We start from the raw sequence: 20,409 nt of genomic DNA on the forward strand, positions 1-20,409 counted from the left end.
ATCAGCCGGCTTTGCGGCCGGCCCGCCAGCTCTGCAGCAACTTGTTCTGCAGAGCGAACATCTCCCGCTCCTCATCCGGCTCGGCATGGTCGTAGCCGAGCAGGTGCAGCGCGCCGTGCACGGTGAGCAGGTGCAACTCGTCGGCGGCGGTGTGCCCGGCCACGGTGGCCTGTTTCGCGGCCACCTCCGGCGAGAGCACGATGTCGCCGAGCAGCGCCGGCTCACCCGTCCCGGACTCGCCGGGACCGTGGTCGACACTCCCCTCGTCCATCGGGAAGGCGAGCACGTCGGTGGGGCCGTCGCTGCCCATCCACCGATGGTTCAGCTCGGCCATGTAGTCGATGTCGACGAGAAGGATCGACAACTCGGCGAGCGGGTTGACCCCCATCTCGTCCAGGGCGTGCCGGGCAACCGCGAGGATCGCGTCGGTGTCGACCTCGACTCCCGACTCGTTGGCGATCTCGATGGACATAGTGGTGCGCTTACCCCTTGTTACTCAGCGCCGGCGACTCGGCGCCCGGCCACCGCTGGCGGCCCGGCCCGGCACGGCATGGACGGATTGTGCTGCCTGTTGTTCCTGCTCGACGTCGAACCTCGCGTAAGCGTCGACGATCTCGGCGACCAGCCGGTGCCGGACCACGTCGGAGCTGGTCAGCTCCGAGAAGTGCACGTCCTCGACGTCACGCAGGATCTCCCGCACGATCTTGAGGCCGCTGGTGGTCCCACCCGGCAGGTCGACCTGAGTCACGTCACCGGTGACCACGATCTTCGCGCCGAACCCGAGCCGCGTCAGAAACATCTTCATCTGCTCGGGCGTGGTGTTCTGAGCCTCGTCAAGAATGATGAAAGCGTCATTAAGAGTTCTTCCACGCATGTAGGCCAGTGGTGCGACCTCGATCGTGCCGGCCGCCATCAGGCGCGGGATCGTCTCCGGGTCGAGCATGTCGTGCAGGGCGTCGTAGAGCGGCCGCAGGTACGGGTCGATCTTCTCGGTCAGGCTGCCGGGCAGGAAGCCCAGCCGCTCGCCCGCCTCGACCGCCGGCCGGGTCAGGATGATCCGGCTGACCTGCTTGGCCTGCAGAGCCTGCACCGCCTTGGCCATCGCCAGGTACGTCTTACCGGTACCGGCGGGGCCGATGCCGAAGACGATGGTGTTCTGGTCGATGGCGTCGACATACTTCTTCTGCCCCAGCGTCTTGGGCCGGATGGTGCGCCCGCGACGGGACAGGATGTTGAGGGTGAGCACCTCGGCCGGGCGCTCGGAGGTGTTCGCCTCGAGCATCTGGAGGGTGCGGCGGACGGCGTCGACGGTGAGCGTCTCGCCTTTCTCGATCAACTCGATCAACTCGGCGAAGAGCCGCTCGGCGATCGCGTTCTCCGCGGGTTCGCCGGTGATGGTGATCTCGTTGCCGCGGACGTGCACGTCGCTGTCGAGATCGCGCTCGATGAGCCGGAGGATCTCGTCCTTGGCGCCGAGCAGGTTCACCATGATCTTCGGATCGTTCACCGAGATCTTGGTCTGCGCCCGCACCGGGCTGGTCGAGCCAGTGCTGGATTCGTTCGGCGTACCGGTCATAGGGTGGCCCGGCGGGCCTCCGCCACCTGCTCTCTACTTCTGCGCCGCCCGTGACGGGCGGCTCGCTCGAGGATCGTGCCATCCTATCCGCTCGGCCGCCCGCACGCCGATGCCATTATCGCCAGGCCCCTATTCGGGGCCGTCGGACGCCCGGCCGCCGTCGAAGCCCTCCTGGAGCCGGGTGAAGCGGTAGGTCGCCCAGTGCATCCGAGTCACCGCCCCGTTGCCGTCGCGGGTGAGGCGCAGCAGCTCACCGGCCTCCCGGCCGGAGACGGTCCGGAGCACGTCCGGCTGACCGGGCAGGGGCTCGAAGACCGACGGCGGCCGGCCGGCCGGGTCGTCGGTCAGCTTCGCCTGGAGCTGCCCGCCGTGCCAGGTGAAGACGAACTCGGTGCCCTCGCCCCACCATCGGCCCAGGATCGAACGGTAGGCGGCGGGTGCGGGCGGGGCGGCCCGCCACGGGTGGATCTCGGCCGGGTCCAGGTCGACGGCGAGCCGCAGCAGTTCGTGGGCCAGGTCGTAGATCTCGCCGGCGGTGCCGGACGAGCCGAGGACCGCGCAGCCGAGCGCGCCGGGGTTGCCGTCGCCGCCGCGGCGGCCGTAGACACCGGCCAGGAAACCGGGCATCGCCCCGTCGTGGCCGACGTGCACGACCCGTTTGCCGTCCGGGACGAGGATCAGGCCGAGGCCGAACCCGGCCGCCCACACGGTCTCGTCGGTGGTGGTCAGCGGCCAGCGCATCTCGTCGACGGTGGCGGCGGCGAGCACCCGGCCGTCCGGGTCGATGATCTCCGGGGAGGCCAGGAAGGCGGCCCACCGGGCCATCTCGCCGGCGGTGCTCCAGAGCTGGGCGGCCGGGCCGACGCCGGCCATGTCGACCGGGGGTTCCGGGCGGGCCGCGTCGGAGTAGGCGTCGACCAGGTAGCCGACGGCCGCCTCGGGCGGGGTCTCGACGGTGGTCCGGGTCAGTCCGAGCGGGTTGAGGATCCGGTCGGTGAGGATCTCCGCCCAGGTGCCGCCGCGCAGCCGGGCGACCAGGTGGCCGAGGACGGCCAGGCCCAGGTTGGAGTAGTGGTAGCGGCGGGCGTTGGGCAGTACCCGTTCGGCCCGGTCGAGTTCGTCGAGGAGTTGCCCGGCGTCCGGGGTGATCAGGGTGTCCCAGACGTCGCCGTGCGGTTCGCGCTGGAAGCCGGCGGTGTGCGACAGCAGTCGCCGGATCGTGGCGTCGCCGTGTGCGGGCACGTCGAGGTGGGCCGAGATCGGCTGGTCCAGGTCGAGCAGGCCCTCGTCGCGGGCCTGCATGACCAGGACCGCGGTGAAGGTCTTGGTGACCGAGCCGATCCGGAACCGGCTGTGCGCGCCGAGCGGGTGGGCCGGGTTTCCGGAGTCACCGACGGTGTGGACCCACGGCTCCCGGTCGGCGCGGTGCAGCGCGACGGAGAGGGCGGGGATCCGGCCGTCGGCCTGGGCCCGGCGGGCGGCACGCTCGTAGCGGGGTCCGGGCGTGTTCACCGCTGCGCCGACAGCATCGGCCCGAGTGGGGCGCCGCCGACGACGTGCGCGTGCACGTGGGAGACCTCCTGGCCGCCGTGGGCGCCGGTGTTGAAGATGACCCGGAAGCCGTCGGTCAGGTCTTCCAGTTCGGCGACTTTCGCGGCGGTGGCCAGCACGTCGGCGGCCGCGGCCGGGTCGGTGGCGAGTTCGATCACGTTCGCGTGGTGGGCGACCGGGATGACCAGGACGTGCGAGGGTGCTTTCGGGTCGATGTCCCGGAAGGCGAGGGTGGTCGCGGTCCGGTGCACGACCGTCGCGGGGATCTCGCCGGCCACGATGCGGCAGAACAAACAGGAGGTTTCCACCCCATGGATCTTATGGTCCGGGGTGGGTGAAGATGGTCGGCGGATCCTCAGACACGATGGTGGGAGCGCTCTCTTGACCGATCTCGACGTTCTTCTCGGGCAACTCAGCTTGGAGGAGAAGGTGTCCCTGCTCACCGGACAGGACTTCTGGTCCCTTCCGGCCATTCCCCGGATCGGGTTGAGTTCGCTGGTCATGTCGGACGGCCCGGTCGGCGTCCGGGGCACCGGTTACACCCCTGACGACCCCTCGATCGCCCTGCCCAGCCCGACCGCGCTGGCCGCCACCTGGGACGTCGAGCTGGCCCGCCGGGCCGGGCGGCTGCTCGGCCAGGAGTCCCGCCGCAAGGGTGTGCACCTGCTGCTGGGCCCGACCGTCAACCTGCACCGCACTCCGCTCGGCGGCCGGCACTTCGAGTGCTACTCGGAGGATCCGCTGCTCACCGGGGAGATCGCGGTCGGTTTTGTGCACGGCGTGCAGGAGCACCACGTCGGCACCACGGTGAAGCACCTGGTCGGCAACGACGCCGAGACCGAGCGGATGACCGTGGACGTGCGGATCGGTGAGCGGGCGCTGCGGGAGATGTACCTCGCGCCGTTCGAGCGGGTGGCCGCGGCCGGCGGGTGGGGTGTGATGAGCGCCTACAACGGGGTCAACGGGGCTTCGATGGCGGCTAACGGGCGGATTCAGGACGAGATCCTGAAGCGGGAGTGGGGTTTCGACGGGGTGGTGGTGTCCGACTGGCGGGCCGCCCGGGACACGGTGGCGTCCGCGCTCGGCGGGCTGGACGTGGCCATGCCGGCGATGGACAACCCGTGGGGGCCGGCGCTGGTCGAGGCGGTGCGGTCCGGTGCGGTGCCGGAGCAGGTCATCGACGACAAGGTGCGGCGGGTGCTGCTGCTCGCCGCCCGTACCGGCGCGCTCGAAGGGTTTGATCTGTCCGAGGTGCCGCTGGACGAGAACGGGGACGACGTCGCGCGGGATGTGGCGACCGGGTCGTTCGTGCTGGCCCGCAACGTCGACGGGGTGCTGCCGCTGGAGGCCGGTGACCTGACCCGGGTGGCGGTGATCGGTGCGCTCGCCACCGATGCGCGGGTGCTCGGCGGTGGTAGTGCCCAGGTCACCCCGCCGCACGTGATCTCGCCGCTGGACGGGTTGCGGGCCGATCTGCCGGGGGTGGACGTGGCGTACGCGGTCGGTGCCGACCCGCGGCCGTTCCTGCCGGCGGCGCTGGGACCGGACTGGGCGCCGTTCCGGTTCGCTCTGTCGTCCACCACCGAGGCGGCGGTGTCGGCCGGGGATCACGAGTTCCCGGTCGGGGCGGCCACGATCCGCTGGATCGGCGACCCGCCCGGCGGCCTGGACGTGACCGGTATCACGAGCCTGGAGTTGCGTACCGAGATCACTCCGGCGGTCGGTGGCGACCATGTTCTGGCGGTCTCCGGGTTCGGGGCGTTCGAGCTGGTCGTGGGTGGGGAGAAGCTCTACGAGGGTTCGCTGCACCCGCCCGGCACCGGTCGCGCCGACCTGCTGCTGCACCCGCGGGAGATTCGGTTCACGGTGCCGCTGGAGGCCGGGATCCCGGTGCCGGTCGTGCTGCGGCAGTCGTTCGTGGCTGGTGCCGCGCATTCGGTCTCCACCACGCTCGGTCACCGTGCGCCGGGTCCGGACGAGGAGGGCCTGATCGCCGAGGCCGTCGAGTTGGCGGCCCGGTCGGACGTGGCGGTGATCGTCGTCGGTACCACCGAGCAGGTCGAGTCGGAGGGCTTCGACCGGACGTCGCTGGCCCTGCCCGGCCGTCAGGACGAGCTGGTGGCGCGGGTCGCGGCCGTCAATCCGCGGACGATCGTGGTGGTCAACGCCGGTTCGCCGGTGCTGCTGCCGTGGGCTGACGAGGTGGCGGCGGTGCTGCTCACCTGGTTCCCCGGGCAGGAGGCCGGTGCCGCGCTCGCCGACGTGCTCCTCGGGGTCGCCGAGCCGGGCGGGCGGCTGCCGACCACCTGGCCGAACGCGGAGAAGGACTGCCCGGTCTTCGACGCGCAGCCGGTGGACGGCACGCTCGGTTACGACGAGGGGATCTTCATCGGTTACCGAGGGTGGTTGCGGTCGGCGGCCGAGCCGCTGTTCGCGTTCGGTTCCGGTCTGGGTTACACCGATTGGTCGTACGACCACCTCGCCTACTCCGGGTCCGAGGTCAAGGTGACGGTCACCAACATCGGCTGGCGCGCGGGCCGGGAGGTCGTGCAGGTGTACCTGTCGCCGGGCGCCGACTCGATCGTCGCCCAGGCCGCGGACTCCGCTTCGCCGGTGGAGCGGCCGGAACGCTGGCTGGCCGGGTTCGGGACGGTGGACGCGGTGCCTGGTGAGTCGGTCACCGTGACGATCCCGATCGCCGAGCGGGCCTTCCAGGTGTTCGACGACGGCTGGCAGAGGGTTCCCGGCACCTACACGGTGATCGCCGCGCACGCCCTCGACGACCCGCGCCGCTCCGTCGAGATCACGATCTGACTGCCCTTATATTCGCGTACATGACTTCACGTGTGCGTGGACAGGTCTTCGGTGAAGAGGCCGAGGAATACCATCGGGTCCGCCCTGGCTATCCGAGCGAGCTGGTCACCGACCTGCTCGCGCTGGCCGGGCCGGGCCCGGTTCTGGAAGTGGGCGCCGGCACCGGCAAGGCCACCGCCGCGTTCGCCGCCCACGACGTCGACCTGACCTGCCTGGAACCGGACGCCCGGATGGCCGCCGTGCTGCGCCGGACCGTTCCCGGCGTCACGATCGTCGAGACGACCTTCGAGGACTGGGCGCCGGACCGCGGCTACGGACTGCTCATCAGCGCCCAGGCCTGGCACTGGGTGGATCCGGGCCGTCGCACCGGGCTCGCCTTCGCGACGCTGGCTCCCGGTGGTCTGTTCGCCCCGTTCTGGAACGTCTTCCTGGTCACCGACGACCGCCTGCACGCCGAACTGGCAGCGGCGAACGCCCGGCACGGCCTGGCGGAGAGTGAACACACCCCGCATTCGCTGCGGCTCAGCGACATCCCCACCGAGCCACGCCCGTATGCCGAGGAGTGGCCGGACATGGCCGATGTCGTCGAGACCTTCGACGAGCCGCGAACCCTGCGGTACCGGTCGGTGCGTTCCTACAGCTCCGCCGCCTACCGGGATCATCTGCTCACGAACTCGGCCTACCGGATCCTCGACGACGAACACCGCGAAGCCGCGGTCGCCGACGTGGCCGAGGTGATCGACGCGCACGGCGGCACGCTCGAACTGGTCGTCTACACCGACGTGGCGGTCGCCCGCCGCCCTCGATAGACCACAGCCGGGCGCCGTTTCGCGGTCAGGGTCGCGTGGTGAGTTGCGGTGCGAATCGAACCCGAACTCACCACACAGATCGGCCGTGGAACGTCGGGACCCGGGTGTCGTTACCAGCGGCCGAGGCGGGCGGAGAGCACCGCGAGGGCGGCGACTCCGGCGGTCGACGTGCGCAGCACCGCGTCGCCCAGTTTGACCGGGATCGCGCCGGCCTCGCGGAAGGCGTCCAATTCGGGGTCGCTGATGCCACCCTCCGGGCCCACCACCAGGGCGATCTCGCCCCTCGGCGGCAAGGTCGCCGCGGTGAGCCGTTCGGTGGCCTCCTCGTGCAGCACGAACGCCGCCGTGACCCCGGCCAGGCGGGCCGCCACCTGTTTCGTCGAGCTGTCCGGGTCGCCGCCGACCACCGGTAGCCAGGAGCGCCGGGCCTGCTTGGCCGCCTCCCGGGCGGTCGCGGTCCACTTGTCGCGGGCTTTGAAGCCCCGGTCGCCGCGCCATTGGGTCACCGAGCGGGACGCCGCCCACGGCACGATCTCGTCGACGCCGACCTCGGTCATCGCCTGCACGGCCAGTTCGCCCCGGTCGCCTTTGGCGATGCCCTGCACCACCACCAGACGGGGGTCCGGTGCCGGATCCCGCGTGATGCTCAGTACTGCCACGTCGATGCTGCCCCGGCCCACGTTGGCGACTTCGGCCCGCGCGGTACCGCCCCGGCCGTCGGCGAGGATCAGCGCCTCCCCGGCGCGCAGCCGTTGCACGGTGGCGGCGTGGTGCCCTTCCGGGCCGTCCAGGGTGAACGACAGACCGGTGGGAAGACTCTCGACCAGGAACAGCGGTGCGGACATCCCGGAAACGCTACCGGCACCATCCGGCACGGTCAGCCGGGCCCCGCGGTAACGAGTGCCTTTCAGCGTGGTGGGTTGCGGTTCGATTCGAACCCCGGCTCACCACGCAGTGGTACGGCAGTCGACGCGTGGTGACTTGGGGTTCGAATCGAACCGCAACTCACCACACAGAACCGGACCGGAGTTGTTGGGGTGGAAAGGCCGCGACCACCTACGGACGTCGCCCCGGAGGGCTTCGCGTTCTGGGCGCGTCAGCGGCCAGCGAAGGTCGCCGGGGTCCCGGCGGGAGCGACGATCTGTACCCCCGCGAACGCACGACATCAAGAATTTGATCTGGATCTTCGCAGAGAGCCGTGAGGGACGGCGGCCGGAGCCGTCGTCCCTCGTCACGAAGTCGCGGAGCCGTCAGTGGCCGTTGAAGGCGTCTCGCATGCGGCTGAAGAAGCCGCCCTGTTTGCTCAGTTCGGCGACGTCCTCGCCGCGGGTCTTGGCGAAGTCGCGGAGCATGCGCTCCTGGTCGACGGTGAGTTTGGTCGGCGTCTTCACGTCCAGGTGCACGAAGAGGTCGCCACGGCCCTGGCCGCGCAGGTGCGGGACGCCCTTGCCTCGGATCCGGAGCGTGCTGGCCGGTTGGGTGCCCGGTTTGACCTCGATGTTCTCTTCGCCGTCGAGGGTCTTGATCGTCATCCGGGTACCGAGCGCGGCCGCGGTCATCGGCAGCGTCACCCGGCAGTGCAGGTCGTCACCCTTGCGGGAGTAGACGTCGTGCGGGCGCTCGTGGATCTCCACGTAGAGATCACCGGCCGTGCCGCCGCCGGGGCCGACCTCGCCCTGCTGGGCCAGGCGGATCCGCATGCCGTCCTCGACACCCGCCGGGATCTTGACGGTGAGGGAACGGCGGGTCCGGATCCGGCCGTCACCGGCGCAGGTCGGGCACGGGTTCGGGACGGTCGTGCCGTGACCCTGGCAGTTCTGGCAGGGGCGGGACGAGACGACCTGGCCGAGGAAGGTGCGCTGCACCGACTGGACCTCACCGCGACCCGAACAGACCTCACAGGTGGCCAGGTGGGTGCCGGGCGCGGTGCCGGCGCCGGAACACTGGGTGCAGAGCACCGCGGTGTCGACGGTGATCGGCGCCTCGACGCCGAACGCGGTCTCCACCAGGTCCAGCTCCAGGCGCAGGATGGCGTCGGCGCCGGGTCGGGTGCGCGGGCGCGGGCCGCGGGATCCACCACCGGCGGCCGTGCCGAAGAACGCGTCCATGATGTCCTGGAAACCGACGAACGGTCCGGCTCCACCGGCACCGCCGGGCATGCCGCCACCCGGCGCGAGCGGGTCGCCACCGAGGTCGACCATCTGACGCTTCTGCTCGTCGGACAAGACCTCGTACGCCGCGTTGATCTCTTTGAACTTGTCGTGCGCCTCCGGATCCGGGTTCACATCCGGGTGAAACTGCCGAGCCAGTTTGCGGTAGGCACGCTTGATCTCGTCGTCGGTTGCCTCCCGGCTCACACCGAGAATTCCGTAATAGTCCTTGGCCACGGGGTTTGGAGTCCTCAATGTCTGCGCGAATCCGTCAATTCTGTGCCAACAGGTCGCCAACGTAGCGTGCGACCGCACGAACGGTGGCGATAGTGCCGGGGTAGTCCATCCGGGTGGGACCCAGCACTCCGAGCCCCCCGACGATAGTCGTACCCGGGCCGTAGCCACTGCTCACCACGGACGCCGACCGCAGGTTGTCGATCTGATTCTCGTCACCGATCAGGACCCGCGTGGTGCGGGGCTCCAGATCGCCGATGAGCTTGAGCAGGATGACCTCCTCCTCGAGGGCTTCGAGGACGGGCCGCAGTGTGCCCTGGAAGTCCAGCACACCGCCCCGTGTCAAGTTCGCCGTGCCCGCGAGGGCGAGGCGCTCCTCACTCCGCTCGACGAGTGTCTCCAGGAGCACCGAGGCCAGGCAGGTCATCGCGGCGCGGTGCCCGACGTCGCAGTCCTCCACGAGTTTCTGCACCAGGGCCGGGGTGTCGGCGAGGCGCTGACCGGCCAGTTTCTCGTTCACCCGGCGGCGCAGCTCCCAGACGTCACCGTCCTGCACGGGGCCGGGCAGCTCGACCAGCCGCTGCTCGACCCGGCCGGTGTCGGTGATCATCACGAGCATCAGGCGGGTCGTGGAGACCGGCACGAGCTCCAGATGGCGAACGGCGGAGCGGGACAGGCTCGGATATTGCACGACGGCTACCTGGCGGGTGAGCTGGGCCAGCAGCCGGACCGTACGATGCACCACGTCGTCGAGGTCGACGGCACCGATCATGAACCGCTCGATGGCCCGGCGCTCGGCCGGACTGAGTGGCTTTATCCTGGTCAAGCGGTCGACGAAGAGCCGGTAACCGGCGTCGGTGGGCACCCGGCCGGCGCTGGTGTGCGGCTGCCGGATGTAGCCCTCCTCCTCCAGCACCGCCATGTCGTTGCGGACGGTGGCCGAGGAGACGCCGAGTTTGTGCCGGTCCACCAGGGCCTTGCTGCCGACCGGCTCCTGGGTTTCGACGTAGTCCTCGACGATTGCCCGGAGTACCTCGAGCTTGCGGTCATCCAGACTCATATGACCCCTCCCCCTGTTGGCACTCCTGCTAATAGAGTGCCAGTCTACGTCCCCGGCGGCGGCAATGCGATGATCGAAAGTACCGAGCGGGCTCAGATCTTGGGAGCGACATCGGTATCGACCGGCTGGGACCCGGGTCCTAGCGTGTATTTCATGACCGAGCCTCCCCGCCCGCCGGATGACGACCCGACCGCGCCGTACCACCCGCAGGGCGGCTATCCACCGCCTCCGCCGCCGCCCTACACGCCGCCGCCTCCTTATGCGGATCCCTACGGCCAGCCGCAGTACGGGAAACAGCCTTACGACCAGCCGCAGTACGGCCCGCCCCAGTACGGATCCCCCTACCAGGCCGGCAGCCCGGACGAGCGCACCTGGGTCCTGATCGCCCACTTCGGTGGCGCCGCCGCGGCCTTCTTCGGTGGCGTGTTCATCGGCTGGCTCCCGCCGCTGGTCGCCTATCTGGCCCGCGGCAACCAGTCCCCGATCGTGCGTGCCGAATCACTCAAGGCGCTGAACTTCCAGCTCGTCTGGACGATCGTCGGGGTGGTCGGTTACGCGCTGATCGCCTGCGCCGGGCTGGGCCTGCTGTTCACCGCCGCGGCCTGGGTGATCGCGACCCTCTTCGGCGTGATCGCGGGGATCAAGGCGGTCAACAACGAGCCGTATCAGTATCCGATGACCTACCCGTTCATCAAGTAGTCGTCAGAGCACGTCGCGGATGACCGCGTCGGCGAGCAGGCGGCCGCGCAGCGTGAGCACGAGGCGGCCGTCGGCGTACGGCCCCGAGTCCAGCAGCCCGTCGGCCAGCGCCTGCGCGGCACCCGTGGCGTCGACCCGGTCCAGCGGGATGCCCTCGCGCAGCCGCACCCGGAGCATCACGTCCTCCATGTGCCGGTCGTCGCCGGACAACAGTTCCCGTGCGTGGCCCGGGGACAAACCGGAGGACAGGCGCTTGGCGTACGCCGACGGATGCTTCACGTTCCACCAGCGCACCCCTCCGACGTGGCTGTGCGCGCCCGGCCCGAGTCCCCACCAGTCGGCGCCGGTCCAGTAGAGCAGGTTGTGCCGGCACCGGCCGGCCTCGCCGCGGGACCAGTTGGACACCTCGTACCACTCGAAACCGGCCTCGGTGAGCGCCGCCTCGGCGGCCAGGTAGCGGTCGGCGGCGACATCGTCCTCCGGGTAGGGCAGTTCGCCCCGCCGCATCCGGGCGGCCATCCGGGTGCCGTCCTCGACGATCAGCGCGTAGGCGCTCACGTGGTCCACGCCCGCGTCGATCACCGCGCGCAGCGATCCGGCGAAGTCGTCCGGTGACTCGCCCGGAGTGCCGTAGATCAGGTCCAGGTTGACGTGCTCGAATCCGGCGTCGCGGGCTTCGGCCGCGGCCTGCGGTGCCCGGCCGGCGGTGTGCTTGCGGTCCAGGATCCGCAGCACGTTCGGCGCGGTCGACTGCATGCCGAGCGAGATCCGGGTGAACCCGGCCTGGCGCAGCCGCCGCAGGTAGGCCGGGTCGACCGACTCCGGGTTGGCCTCGGTGGTCACCTCGGCGCCGGGGGCGAGCCCCCAGGTGCGGTCGATGCCGTCCAGGATCCGGCCCAGGTCGTCGGTGCTGAGCAGGGTGGGAGTGCCGCCGCCGACGAAGACGGTGTCGACCGGGCCGGGTTCGATCACCCGGGCGGCCAGGGCCAGCTCGGCGAGGACGGTGTCCGCGTACTCCTCGCGGCTCGCCCCGCCGCCCAGCTCGGTCGCGGTGTAGGTGTTGAAGTCGCAGTAGCCGCAGCGGCTCGCGCAGAACGGGACGTGGACGTAGACGGCGAACCCGTTCTTGCCCACCGCACGGGTGGCCTCGTCGGGGAGGGACCCGTCGTCGGGTACGGGTTCACCATCAACAGTTGCGCCGGCCATGGACCCCAGTGTGCACGCAATAGAGTTCCGGGATGGATCTGGTCGGTACCGTCACCGCCGCCGGCGTGACCACGATGACACTCGACAACCCCGCCAACCGCAACGCGCTCTCCACCGCGCTGCTCGAACAACTGCTCGGCGCCCTCGCCGCGGCCGCCGCCGATCCGGAGTGCCGGGTGGTGGTCCTCTCGCACACCGGCCCGGTCTTCTGCTCGGGCGTCGACCTGCAGGAGACGGCCGCCGCCGGGCCCGGTGACCGGCTGCCCGCCGAGATGCTGGCCGACGTGCTCGCGGTGCTCTGGGAGTACCCGAAACCGCTGGTGGCGCGGATCGGCGGCCCGGCCCGCGCCGGCGGCCTGGGCCTGATCGGGGCGGCCGACATCGCGGTCTGCACCCGGTCGGCCACGTTCGCCTTCACCGAGGTCCGGCTGGGGGTCATCCCGGCGGTGATCAGCGCCACCGTGTTGCCGCGCCTGGCACCCCGGGCGGCCGCCGACCTCTTCCTCACCGGTGACGTCTTCGCCGGGCCACGGGCCGAACAGATCGGCCTGGTCACTGCCGCCGTCGAGGAGGACCGGCTGGACGCCGTGGTGGCCGGCTACTGCGCGTCGCTTCTGCGCGGCGGTCCGCTCGCGCTCGCCGGGACCAAACAACTGCTTCGCCGTACGCCGGAGGCGTCGATCCGTGCCGACCTGGCGGATCTCGCGAACCGTTCGGCCGCACACTTCACGTCCGCCGAGGGGCGGGAGGGGGTGGCCGCGAGCCGGGAGAAGCGCGACCCCGGCTGGGTCGGATGATCTTCAGGCATGATGATCGTCTTGACTCGATTCGCCCGACGCAGTGACGCCAGGCGGTGAGCGCTCGTTGTCTAGGCTTGGCGTCCGCCGGTTCGCGGGAGGTGCCGGAAAGGGGAGGTGAGCATGCGCAAACGGACGATCGCGGGTGTGCTCGCCCTGCTCGGCGTCGCCGCCGTGACCGGTGTGGTCGTGGTGATCGACAACCTGGCCGACAACATCCAACTGCCCCGGCTCATCCCGGAGTGCACGGTCAGCGCCGACGGCACGGTGACCCTGGACACCGTCCAGATGGCCAACGCGGCGACCATCGCCGCGGTCGGGGTCCGGCGTGGTCTGCCCGAGCAGGCGATCGTGGTCGCCCTGGCCACCGCGTTCCAGGAGTCCAAGCTGGAGAACCTGGACGACGGTGACCGCGACTCGGTCGGCCTCTTCCAGCAGCGGCCCAGTCAGGGCTGGGGCACGTTCGAGCAGATCAAGGACCCGCGGTATTCGGCCGGCAGGTTCTACTCGGCCCTGAAGAAGGTCAAGGGCTGGGAGGAGATGCGGGTCACCGACGCCGCACAGCGGGTGCAGCGGTCGGCGTACCCGAACGCCTACGAGAAGTGGGCCGACGAGTCACGGGTGCTGGCCGCCGCTCTGACCGGGCGGGCCACCGGCGCGGTCGACTGCACCGTTCCGGACGCTCCGGCGATCCGTGGTGCCGAGGCAGCCGCCGCCCTGCTGACCAGTCTCAAGCTGGACTGGGGCAAGAAGCTTGGCGGTCAGGCCCGCAGCGCCGAGACCGCCGGGCTGACCGTCGCGGTGGCCAGCTCGGACACCGGCTGGCGCTTCGCGCACTGGCTGGTCTCGCACGCTTCCGCCACCGGTCTCGAACGGGTACGTTTCGGTGATCTCGAGTGGCACGCCCCGAAGGGGAAGTGGCTGCCGGTCACCGACGGCAGTGGTGGCAACCAGGCTCAGGTGGTCGCCGAGGTGTTCCATTGAGATTTCTCCGGAACTATCGGTGACTATCCGCAATGTCCATCTTGCTCACCCACAAGTTGCGCTCTGTATATGTCTACATGGACAGTCCGCAACCCTCCTGGTACTAAGTAGGTCGTGCTGACGGCGATCGGATGGGCTCTACTGGGGGCGGTGAGCGTCGGCGCCATTCTCTACGGTGTGCGCCGCCACCGCCCGGCTCGGCGTGCCCCCTGGCTGCTGCTGGCCGGCTCGCTCGCAGCGCTGGCCGCCGGCGACGTGCTGTATGAGTCGGACCGTCTGCAGGCCCTCGCCGACACCATCTACCTGGTGATGTTCGCCCTGGTCGCGATGAGCCTGCACCAGTTCACCCGGGGTGGCTCGCTGCTTGTCGACCGGGCCCGCCTGATCGACCTGATCGCCTTCGCCTGCGCCGCGATGCTCGTCGTCTGGGTCTTCGTGATCGGCTCGGCGAGCAGATTCCAGACCGTCTCCCCCGCCGATGTGATCGGTGACCTGCTGCTGATCGTGGTCGCGATCCGGCTGCTCACCGCCGACCGGCGCAACATCGCGGCGGGCCTGCTGGTCACCGGCGGCCTGGCGATGCTCACCGGCGACGTCCTCTACCCGCTCACCCGGGAGAACCCGGTCACCGAGCTGGCGTTCGTGGCGCTCTACCTGATGTGGGGCGCGTCCGCGTTGCACCCGTCGATGGCCCGGCTCACCGAACCGCAGCCGGTCCAGCTGTCGCCGTGGCGGTTCCGCGACACCACCCTGCTCGCTCTCTCCGCAGCCACCCCGCCGCTGGTGCTGGTGATCGAGGCGCTCTCCGGGACGGTCCACAACGGTGTCGTGATCGCCGTCACCGGCGCGATCACCCTGCTGCTCACCATCACCCGGCTCGCCGACGCCGTCCAGCAGCACAGCCAGGCCCTCACCCGCGAACGTGCGCTGCGCGCGGCGAACACCGCCCTGGTCGCGGCCGCCGACCCACCGGCCGTCGAGGCAGCGGTCCGGGCCGCGGTCGCCCATCTACTGCCCGCCGGCGCGGTCGGCCGGGTCGTTCTCGCCACCGACGACGCCGCGCTCACCGCCGCTCTCGACAGCTCGGGAGTGCCCGCCGGGGCCGGTACCCGAAGCTGGTGGACCGGTGATCACACTCTCATCTGTCCACTGCGTCTGGAACCACTCGCCGTGGCCCGGCCCAGTGGCGGTGCCCTGGTCGTCGCCGGCCGCCGGGACGCGCTCATCGCCGGACGGGACTCGCTCGAAGTGCTGGCCGGGGAGACCGCACTGGCCCTGGACCGGATCACCCTGGTCGAGGCGGTCGGCCGCCGGGACAGCGACCTCTACCTGCGGGCGGTCACCGGCAACACCGCCGAGATCATGGCAGTGGTCGACTCCGACCACCGGATCCGGTACGCCAGCCCCGGGCTGCGCCGTCTGGCCGGCGTCGAGGAGATGCCCCCGCTCACCGCTTTCGACGAGCTGATCCACCCCGACGATCAAGAGGCGGTACGCCGGGCGCTGCGAGCCGAGGGCGACGGCAAGGTGTTCTGTGCCCTGCCCCGGCCGGACGGCACTCAAGTGCTGGCCGAGGTTCGCTATCGGGATCTGCGCGCCGACCGGCTCGTCCAGGGCCTGGTGGTGACCCTGCGGGTGGTCGGCAGCCGCAGCGACGTGGTCGAACCGGCACCGCATCACGAGCATCAGGGTGGACTGCCGGCCTGGGAGAACCGCCGCAGTGCCCAGCACAAGTTCCGGTACTGAAGTCCAGTGCTCTTCTCAAGAAAGCTTTCAGAAACGCGAAATGCCGGCACCTCGTCGGGCCGGCATTCGCGTTTTTGAGTTGTCGAACCGCGGATCTTTTCGAGTTGTCGAACCGCGGGTCAGCGGGTCAGACGGCGACGGCTGCCGACGCCGGCGACCAGGGCGACACCGATGGCGGCCAGAACGACCTGGAACGCGAACTCGATCCAGTCGAAACCGGCGGTGTCGGCGACACCGGCGGCGCGGGCGATGACCGTGCCCAGCAGCGCGGCGACGACACCGACGACCATGGTCAGCCACAGCGGGATGTTCTGCTTGCCGGGTACCACGAGCCGGCCGAGAGCGCCGATGACGAGGCCGACGATCAGGGCCACGATGATTCCGGTGAGCGTGAACTCCATGGGGTCCTCCTCGGGGGGTGGAGCTTATTGGTTGCGTCCGTCGAGCACCTCAATTCCCGACCCCCCGACGAATCAAACCGCCCTATTTTTTTGTCGCCCCCTTGGCGTCCGCGGAGTCAGAAGTGGAGAGCGCGGCGATGAAGGCCTCCTGGGGGACCTCCACCCGGCCGACCATCTTCATCCGCTTCTTGCCTTCCTTCTGCTTCTCCAGCAGCTTCCGCTTGCGGCTGATGTCACCGCCGTAACACTTCGCGAGCACGTCCTTGCGGATGGCACGGATCGTCTCGCGGGCGATGATCCGGGAGCCGATGGCCGCCTGGATCGGCACCTCGAACTGCTGGCGCGGAATGAGTTTCTGCAGCTTGGCGGCGATGCTGGTGCCGTAGGCGTACGCCTTGTCCTTGTGCACGATCGCACTGAACGCGTCCACCGGCTCACCGTGCAGCAGGATGTCCACTTTCACCAGGTCGGCGGCCTGCTCACCGGAGGGCTCGTAGTCGAGTGACGCGTAGCCCTTGGTCTTGCTCTTCAACTGGTCGAAGAAGTCGAAGATGATCTCGGCGAGCGGGAGCATGTAGCGCAGCTCCACCCGTTCGGAGGACAGGTACTCCATGCCGAGCAGGTTGCCGCGACGGCTCTGGCACAGCTCCATGACGGCGCCCACGTACTCGTTCGGCACCAGGACCGTCGCTCGTACGACCGGCTCGTGGATCTCCGCGATCTTGCCCTCGGGGAACTCGCTCGGGTTCGTGACGATCGACTCTTTCGCGTCCTCGGTGAACACCTGGTAGACCACGTTCGGCGCGGTGGAGATCAGGTCGAGGTTGAACTCGCGCTCCAGCCGCTCGCCGATGATCTCCAGGTGCAGCAGGCCCAGGTAACCGACCCGGAACCCGAAACCGAGCGCCGCCGACGTCTCCGGCTCGTAAGTGAGCGCGGCGTCGTTCAGCTTCAGCTTGTCGAGGGCGTCACGCAGCGCCGGGTAGTCCGAGCCGTCGATCGGGTACAGACCCGAGTAGACCATCGGCCTCGGCTCCTTGTAACCGCCGAGCGCGTCCTTGGCCGGGCGGAGACTGCCGGTGATGGTGTCGCCGACCTTCGACTGGCGGACGTCCTTCACACCGGTGATCAGGTAACCGACCTCGCCGACACCGAGGGCGCCGGCTTTCTCCATCTCCGGCGAGACGACACCGATCTCCAGCAGCTCGTGCACCGCGCCGGTGGACATCATCTTGATCTTGTCGCGTGCGCTGATCCGGCCGTCGATCACCCGCACGTAGGTGACGACGCCGCGATAGACGTCGTACACCGAGTCGAAGATCATCGCTCGGGCCGGGGCCTCCGCGTCGCCGACCGGCGCCACGAACTGCCGGACGATCTCGTCCAGCAGGTGATCGACGCCGACGCCGGTCTTGCCGGACACCCGCAGCACGTCGGACGGCTCACAGCCGATCAGCTTGGCCAGCTCCTCAGCGTACTTCTCCGGCTGCGCCGCCGGCAGGTCGATCTTGTTGAGCACCGGGATGATGCGGAGGTCGTTCTCCATCGCCAGGTACAGGTTGGCGAGAGTCTGCGCCTCGATCCCCTGCGCGGCGTCCACCAGCAGGACCGCACCCTCACAGGCCGCCAGACTGCGGGAGACCTCATAGGTGAAGTCGACGTGCCCCGGGGTGTCGATCATGTTGAGGACGGCGGTCTCACCCTGCTTGCCGCCCTCACGGACCGTCCAGGGCATCCGCACGGCCTGCGACTTGATGGTGATGCCGCGCTCGCGTTCGATGTCCATCCGGTCGAGGTACTGCGCGCGCATCTGGCGCGGGTCGACCACCCCGGTGATCTGCAACATCCGGTCGGCCAGCGTCGACTTGCCGTGGTCGATGTGGGCGATGATGCAGAAGTTGCGGATGCGGCTGGGATCGGTCGATCCGATCACGTTCACGCCGGGGTCGAGCGGTCCAGGCACGGTTTTCCGTTCTTCTCGGGCTGGGCTAGCGCGGTCTGATCCCCCAGCGGCCCTCCGCTTCCGGCCTCTTCACTCGGCCGTCGGGCTGCTGGGTGACACCGGCACCGGGCCGGCGTCACCTATCGTCCCACGTCCGCGAGGGAAGCTCCGATCACACCCGTTCACGCGGCCCCGAACTGTGCCTCCCCCACGGTCCCGGCTCAGACCGCGCTCACATCGGGGGCTCCAGGAACAGGGCGGACAGCTTGGGCAGACGGCGGCGCATCTCGTCCTCGTTGTCGAAATCCCACAGGTCGGCCACCTCGGGCCTGGTCCGTGGTCGCGCGCCGGACGGCAGCGGCGACCCGGTGGCCTGCTGATAAGCCCGCTCCGCGATCCCGAGCACCTCCTCGGCCTCGAAGACCGCGCCGGTGTCGGCGGCCTCCTTGATCACGGCCACGTTGGCGAGCACATCGGGTTTCTGCACGGCGGCGGCCACCGCCTTGCGCCCGTGCGCGATCAGCCAGCCCCGGAACGCGTCGAACCCGGCCTCGTCGGCACCACTGTTGATCAGATAGGCCGCGGCCCACAGATCCTCCGTGCCGGAGGCGACCATCACCTTCTCCAGGTGCAGGCCCCAGGCGACGATCTCCTCGGGGTCGACGGCGGCCAGCTCGGCGACGGCACGCTCGGCCACCTCGGCGGGGGAAGCCGGCCGGTCGGCGGTGGCACGGTCGATGACCGCCCAGAAATCGTCGGTTCGCATGCTGCGATCCTGCCAGTGCGGTACGACAATTCCACGGACGGCAGGATGGAGACATGCGGCCGATCACTCTGCCCGACGTTTCGTACGATGCGACCGCCGTACGACCGTCATGGTCTGACCTGCCGGAAACCGTGCGTGAATCGATCACCGCGCGCCTCGGCTCTCCGGTGTCCGTCGCGCGCAGCGCCGGTGGCGGTTTCACCCGGGCCTTCGCCGCGCTGCTGGATACCGAGGCCGGGACCAGGGCATTCGTGAAGGCGGCGCCGTTGAACGACCCGACGTCGCAGTGGTACGCCCGGGAGGCAGCCCTCACCGCCGCCCTCCCTCACGAGGTGACCGCCGCCCGCCCACTCTGGACTCTGACCGAATCTGACTATTTCGTGCTCGCCCTGGAACCGGTCGACGGCCGGATCCCGGAACTCCCCTGGACCCAGGCCGACCTGGACACCACGCTGCGCGCCTGGTCGGCGGCGGCGACCGCGCTCGCCTATCCGCCGCCCCGGCTCCTGGAGATCGGCATGCCCACGCTGCCGGACATCCTGCGTGCGGAGATGAGCTGGTGGTCACTGATCGCCCGGAAACGCGAGCCGATGCCCGGCCCGGCGACCCGGACGATCGCCCCGCAGCGCCTCACCGAACTGGCGCGCTTGGAACGAGCCCTGCCCGCGCTGGCCGCCGGTGACGGCATGTGCCACGGCGATCTGCGGGTCGACAACGTACTGATCGACTCCGGCGGCCGGGCCTGGATCTGTGACTGGACCTGGCCGTGCCTGGGCGCGCCCTGGTTCGACACGGTCACGCTGCTGGTCAGCGCCTATGCCAGTGGTCTGAACACCGATGCGGTGCTGCGGGCCTGGGGCGCTCCCGACGAGGGGGTCGATGGGGCGCTGGCGGCGCTGGCCGGGTACTGGCTGGGCCGAGCCGGTGGCAGCCCGAGCAGCGCGTCTCCGCACAGCCGTCAGCACCAGCGGTTCAGCGGCGAACAGGCACTCGCCTGGCTCGCCGAACGCCGCGGCTGGACCGGCGCTCCCGCTCCGGAGAAGCGGCGCTGGCTACGTCGCTGATCCCAGCCGTTTTGGCGGCTCGGAGGCGTGCTGGTAGTCTGATTCCTCGCGTGTGGTGACACGCTGTTGTTTCGTGCACTGCTGTTTCGTGCACCGGCCTCGCCGGGTGAAACAGCCGCGCTGTGACCACTCGTTTGGACCATTTTTCCGAACTAGTCAGGACAAGGCTGTCGCGTGGCGAACATCAAGTCCCAGATCAAGCGCAACCGGCAGAACGAGAAGGCCCGTCTGCGCAACAAGTCGGTCAAGTCTTCGCTGAAGACCGTGATCCGCAAGCTGCACGAGGCGAGTGACTCGGGCAACGTCGAGTCGGCCACCGCGCTGCTGCGTGACGCCTCGCGTAAGCTGGACAAGGCTGTCAGCAAGGGCGTCATCCACAAGAACCAGGCGGCCAACCGCAAGTCGGCCATCGCCAAGAAGATCGCCTCGCTGTCCGCCTGATCCTCGTCGGATCAGATCGGCCGCCGCATCGATGCGGGCGGTGATCTCAGCCCGCCCGTAACGGTGGGCAGCAACATCGAACCGGGCACCGCCGGACCTTCACGGTCCATTGCGGTGCCCGGTAGCTTTTCCCTCCCCGTACGAAACCCAGGCACGCCCTGCCCGTACG

General features: G+C 69.7%; 19 protein-coding genes. 8 read left to right on the plus strand and 11 right to left on the minus strand.

Translation table 11 applies throughout. The features are described from left to right. Position 1: 1 nt before the first annotated feature. The 4 genes from ybeY to BLU81_RS27070 all read right to left on the minus strand — a co-directional run bounded on the left by ybeY (position 2) and on the right by BLU81_RS27070 (position 3,435). Entirely contained in the window at positions 2-472 is a 471-nt protein-coding gene (ybeY, locus tag BLU81_RS27055) for an rRNA maturation RNase YbeY (protein WP_092547325.1), read from the minus strand. Positions 473-496: 24 nt separating this feature from the next. Beyond that, entirely contained in the window at positions 497-1,576 is a 1,080-nt protein-coding gene (locus tag BLU81_RS27060) for a PhoH family protein (protein ID WP_172890628.1), read from the minus strand. A gap of 129 nt (positions 1,577-1,705) precedes the next feature. After that, entirely contained in the window at positions 1,706-3,088 is a 1,383-nt protein-coding gene (locus BLU81_RS27065; protein ID WP_092547327.1) for a serine hydrolase domain-containing protein, read from the minus strand. Next, positions 3,085-3,435 (minus strand): HIT domain-containing protein, encoded by a 351-nt coding sequence (locus tag BLU81_RS27070; RefSeq protein WP_231953532.1) that lies wholly within the window; start codon positions 3,433-3,435, stop codon positions 3,085-3,087. The genes BLU81_RS27065 and BLU81_RS27070 overlap by 4 nt, the downstream gene beginning before the upstream one ends. 73 nt (positions 3,436-3,508) lie before the next feature. On the opposite strand from BLU81_RS27070, the gene BLU81_RS27075 reads away from it, so the two are divergent. Together BLU81_RS27075 and BLU81_RS27080 are read left to right on the plus strand one after the other, a co-directional pair. Next, entirely contained in the window at positions 3,509-5,941 is a 2,433-nt protein-coding gene (locus tag BLU81_RS27075) for a beta-glucosidase family protein (RefSeq protein ID WP_092547329.1), read from the plus strand. A 20-nt stretch (positions 5,942-5,961) separates the two neighbouring features. Then, positions 5,962-6,750 carry a class I SAM-dependent methyltransferase gene (locus BLU81_RS27080; RefSeq protein WP_092547331.1) on the plus strand — a complete coding sequence of 263 codons (789 nt, stop codon included), beginning with the start codon at positions 5,962-5,964 and terminating at the stop codon, positions 6,748-6,750. A 110-nt stretch (positions 6,751-6,860) separates the two neighbouring features. On the opposite strand, the gene BLU81_RS27085 is transcribed toward BLU81_RS27080, so the two are convergent. The 3 genes from BLU81_RS27085 to hrcA form a co-directional block, all read right to left on the minus strand. Continuing rightward, the gene (locus tag BLU81_RS27085; protein WP_092547333.1) at positions 6,861-7,595 is read right to left on the minus strand and encodes a 16S rRNA (uracil(1498)-N(3))-methyltransferase; all 735 of its coding nucleotides are present in this window, start codon (positions 7,593-7,595) and stop codon (positions 6,861-6,863) included. 405 nt (positions 7,596-8,000) lie between these two features. Beyond that, positions 8,001-9,137, minus strand: a complete 1,137-nt coding sequence (dnaJ, locus tag BLU81_RS27090; protein ID WP_092547335.1) for a molecular chaperone DnaJ — start codon at positions 9,135-9,137, stop codon at positions 8,001-8,003. 34 nt (positions 9,138-9,171) lie between these two features. After that, on the minus strand, positions 9,172-10,194 hold the full coding sequence (gene hrcA, locus BLU81_RS27095; RefSeq protein WP_092547337.1) for a heat-inducible transcriptional repressor HrcA: 1,023 nt from the start codon (positions 10,192-10,194) through the stop codon (positions 9,172-9,174). Between the two features lie 153 nt (positions 10,195-10,347). On the opposite strand from hrcA, the gene BLU81_RS27100 reads away from it, so the two are divergent. Continuing rightward, on the plus strand, positions 10,348-10,893 hold the full coding sequence (locus BLU81_RS27100) for a DUF4870 domain-containing protein (protein WP_092547339.1): 546 nt from the start codon (positions 10,348-10,350) through the stop codon (positions 10,891-10,893). Between the two features lie 3 nt (positions 10,894-10,896). Here the strand turns inward: BLU81_RS27100 and hemW are convergent, their stop codons facing one another. Further along, positions 10,897-12,099 (minus strand): radical SAM family heme chaperone HemW, encoded by a 1,203-nt coding sequence (gene hemW, locus BLU81_RS27105; protein WP_092547341.1) that lies wholly within the window; start codon positions 12,097-12,099, stop codon positions 10,897-10,899. Positions 12,100-12,131: 32 nt separating this feature from the next. On the opposite strand from hemW, the gene BLU81_RS27110 reads away from it, so the two are divergent. From BLU81_RS27110 to BLU81_RS27120, 3 genes are all read left to right on the plus strand, one after another. Next, positions 12,132-12,896, plus strand: a complete 765-nt coding sequence (locus tag BLU81_RS27110) for an enoyl-CoA hydratase-related protein (RefSeq protein ID WP_092547343.1) — start codon at positions 12,132-12,134, stop codon at positions 12,894-12,896. Positions 12,897-13,019: 123 nt separating this feature from the next. Then, positions 13,020-13,880 carry a hypothetical protein gene (locus BLU81_RS27115; protein ID WP_092547345.1) on the plus strand — a complete coding sequence of 287 codons (861 nt, stop codon included), beginning with the start codon at positions 13,020-13,022 and terminating at the stop codon, positions 13,878-13,880. Positions 13,881-13,994: 114 nt separating this feature from the next. Beyond that, a complete protein-coding gene (locus BLU81_RS27120) occupies positions 13,995-15,626 on the plus strand; it encodes a PAS domain-containing protein (protein ID WP_092547347.1) in 1,632 nt (543 codons plus the stop codon). Between the two features lie 119 nt (positions 15,627-15,745). Here BLU81_RS27120 and BLU81_RS27125 read toward each other — a convergent pair whose 3' ends face one another. From BLU81_RS27125 to BLU81_RS27135, 3 genes are all read right to left on the minus strand, one after another. Beyond that, positions 15,746-16,027 carry a GlsB/YeaQ/YmgE family stress response membrane protein gene (locus BLU81_RS27125; RefSeq protein ID WP_092547349.1) on the minus strand — a complete coding sequence of 94 codons (282 nt, stop codon included), beginning with the start codon at positions 16,025-16,027 and terminating at the stop codon, positions 15,746-15,748. An 82-nt stretch (positions 16,028-16,109) separates the two neighbouring features. After that, on the minus strand, positions 16,110-17,990 hold the full coding sequence (lepA, locus tag BLU81_RS27130) for a translation elongation factor 4 (RefSeq protein WP_092547351.1): 1,881 nt from the start codon (positions 17,988-17,990) through the stop codon (positions 16,110-16,112). A gap of 211 nt (positions 17,991-18,201) precedes the next feature. Then, positions 18,202-18,735 carry a DUF4240 domain-containing protein gene (locus BLU81_RS27135; protein WP_092547353.1) on the minus strand — a complete coding sequence of 178 codons (534 nt, stop codon included), beginning with the start codon at positions 18,733-18,735 and terminating at the stop codon, positions 18,202-18,204. Positions 18,736-18,788: 53 nt separating this feature from the next. Between BLU81_RS27135 and BLU81_RS27140 the strand changes: the two genes are divergently transcribed. Both BLU81_RS27140 and rpsT read left to right on the plus strand, forming a co-directional pair. Beyond that, the gene (locus tag BLU81_RS27140) at positions 18,789-19,799 is read left to right on the plus strand and encodes a phosphotransferase (protein ID WP_092547355.1); all 1,011 of its coding nucleotides are present in this window, start codon (positions 18,789-18,791) and stop codon (positions 19,797-19,799) included. 174 nt (positions 19,800-19,973) lie between these two features. Then, positions 19,974-20,240 carry a 30S ribosomal protein S20 gene (rpsT, locus tag BLU81_RS27145; protein ID WP_092547357.1) on the plus strand — a complete coding sequence of 89 codons (267 nt, stop codon included), beginning with the start codon at positions 19,974-19,976 and terminating at the stop codon, positions 20,238-20,240. Positions 20,241-20,409 lie beyond the last annotated feature (169 nt).

The organism is Actinoplanes derwentensis (assembly GCF_900104725.1).
Lineage (GTDB): Bacteria > Actinomycetota > Actinomycetes > Mycobacteriales > Micromonosporaceae > Actinoplanes > Actinoplanes derwentensis.

Coding starts and splice junctions, on each gene's coding strand:
- ybeY (WP_092547325.1), bottom strand. CDS start 472: ATGTCCATCGAGATCGCCAACGAGTCGGGAGTCGAGGTCGACACCGAC.
- BLU81_RS27080 (WP_092547331.1), top strand. CDS start 5,962: ATGACTTCACGTGTGCGTGGACAGGTCTTCGGTGAAGAGGCCGAGGAA.
- BLU81_RS27060 (WP_172890628.1), bottom strand. CDS start 1,576: ATGACCGGTACGCCGAACGAATCCAGCACTGGCTCGACCAGCCCGGTG.
- BLU81_RS27115 (WP_092547345.1), top strand. CDS start 13,020: ATGCGCAAACGGACGATCGCGGGTGTGCTCGCCCTGCTCGGCGTCGCC.
- BLU81_RS27100 (WP_092547339.1), top strand. CDS start 10,348: ATGACCGAGCCTCCCCGCCCGCCGGATGACGACCCGACCGCGCCGTAC.
- BLU81_RS27125 (WP_092547349.1), bottom strand. CDS start 16,027: ATGGAGTTCACGCTCACCGGAATCATCGTGGCCCTGATCGTCGGCCTC.
- BLU81_RS27085 (WP_092547333.1), bottom strand. CDS start 7,595: ATGTCCGCACCGCTGTTCCTGGTCGAGAGTCTTCCCACCGGTCTGTCG.
- hemW (WP_092547341.1), bottom strand. CDS start 12,099: ATGGCCGGCGCAACTGTTGATGGTGAACCCGTACCCGACGACGGGTCC.
- hrcA (WP_092547337.1), bottom strand. CDS start 10,194: ATGAGTCTGGATGACCGCAAGCTCGAGGTACTCCGGGCAATCGTCGAG.
- BLU81_RS27135 (WP_092547353.1), bottom strand. CDS start 18,735: ATGCGAACCGACGATTTCTGGGCGGTCATCGACCGTGCCACCGCCGAC.
- BLU81_RS27110 (WP_092547343.1), top strand. CDS start 12,132: ATGGATCTGGTCGGTACCGTCACCGCCGCCGGCGTGACCACGATGACA.
- BLU81_RS27140 (WP_092547355.1), top strand. CDS start 18,789: ATGCGGCCGATCACTCTGCCCGACGTTTCGTACGATGCGACCGCCGTA.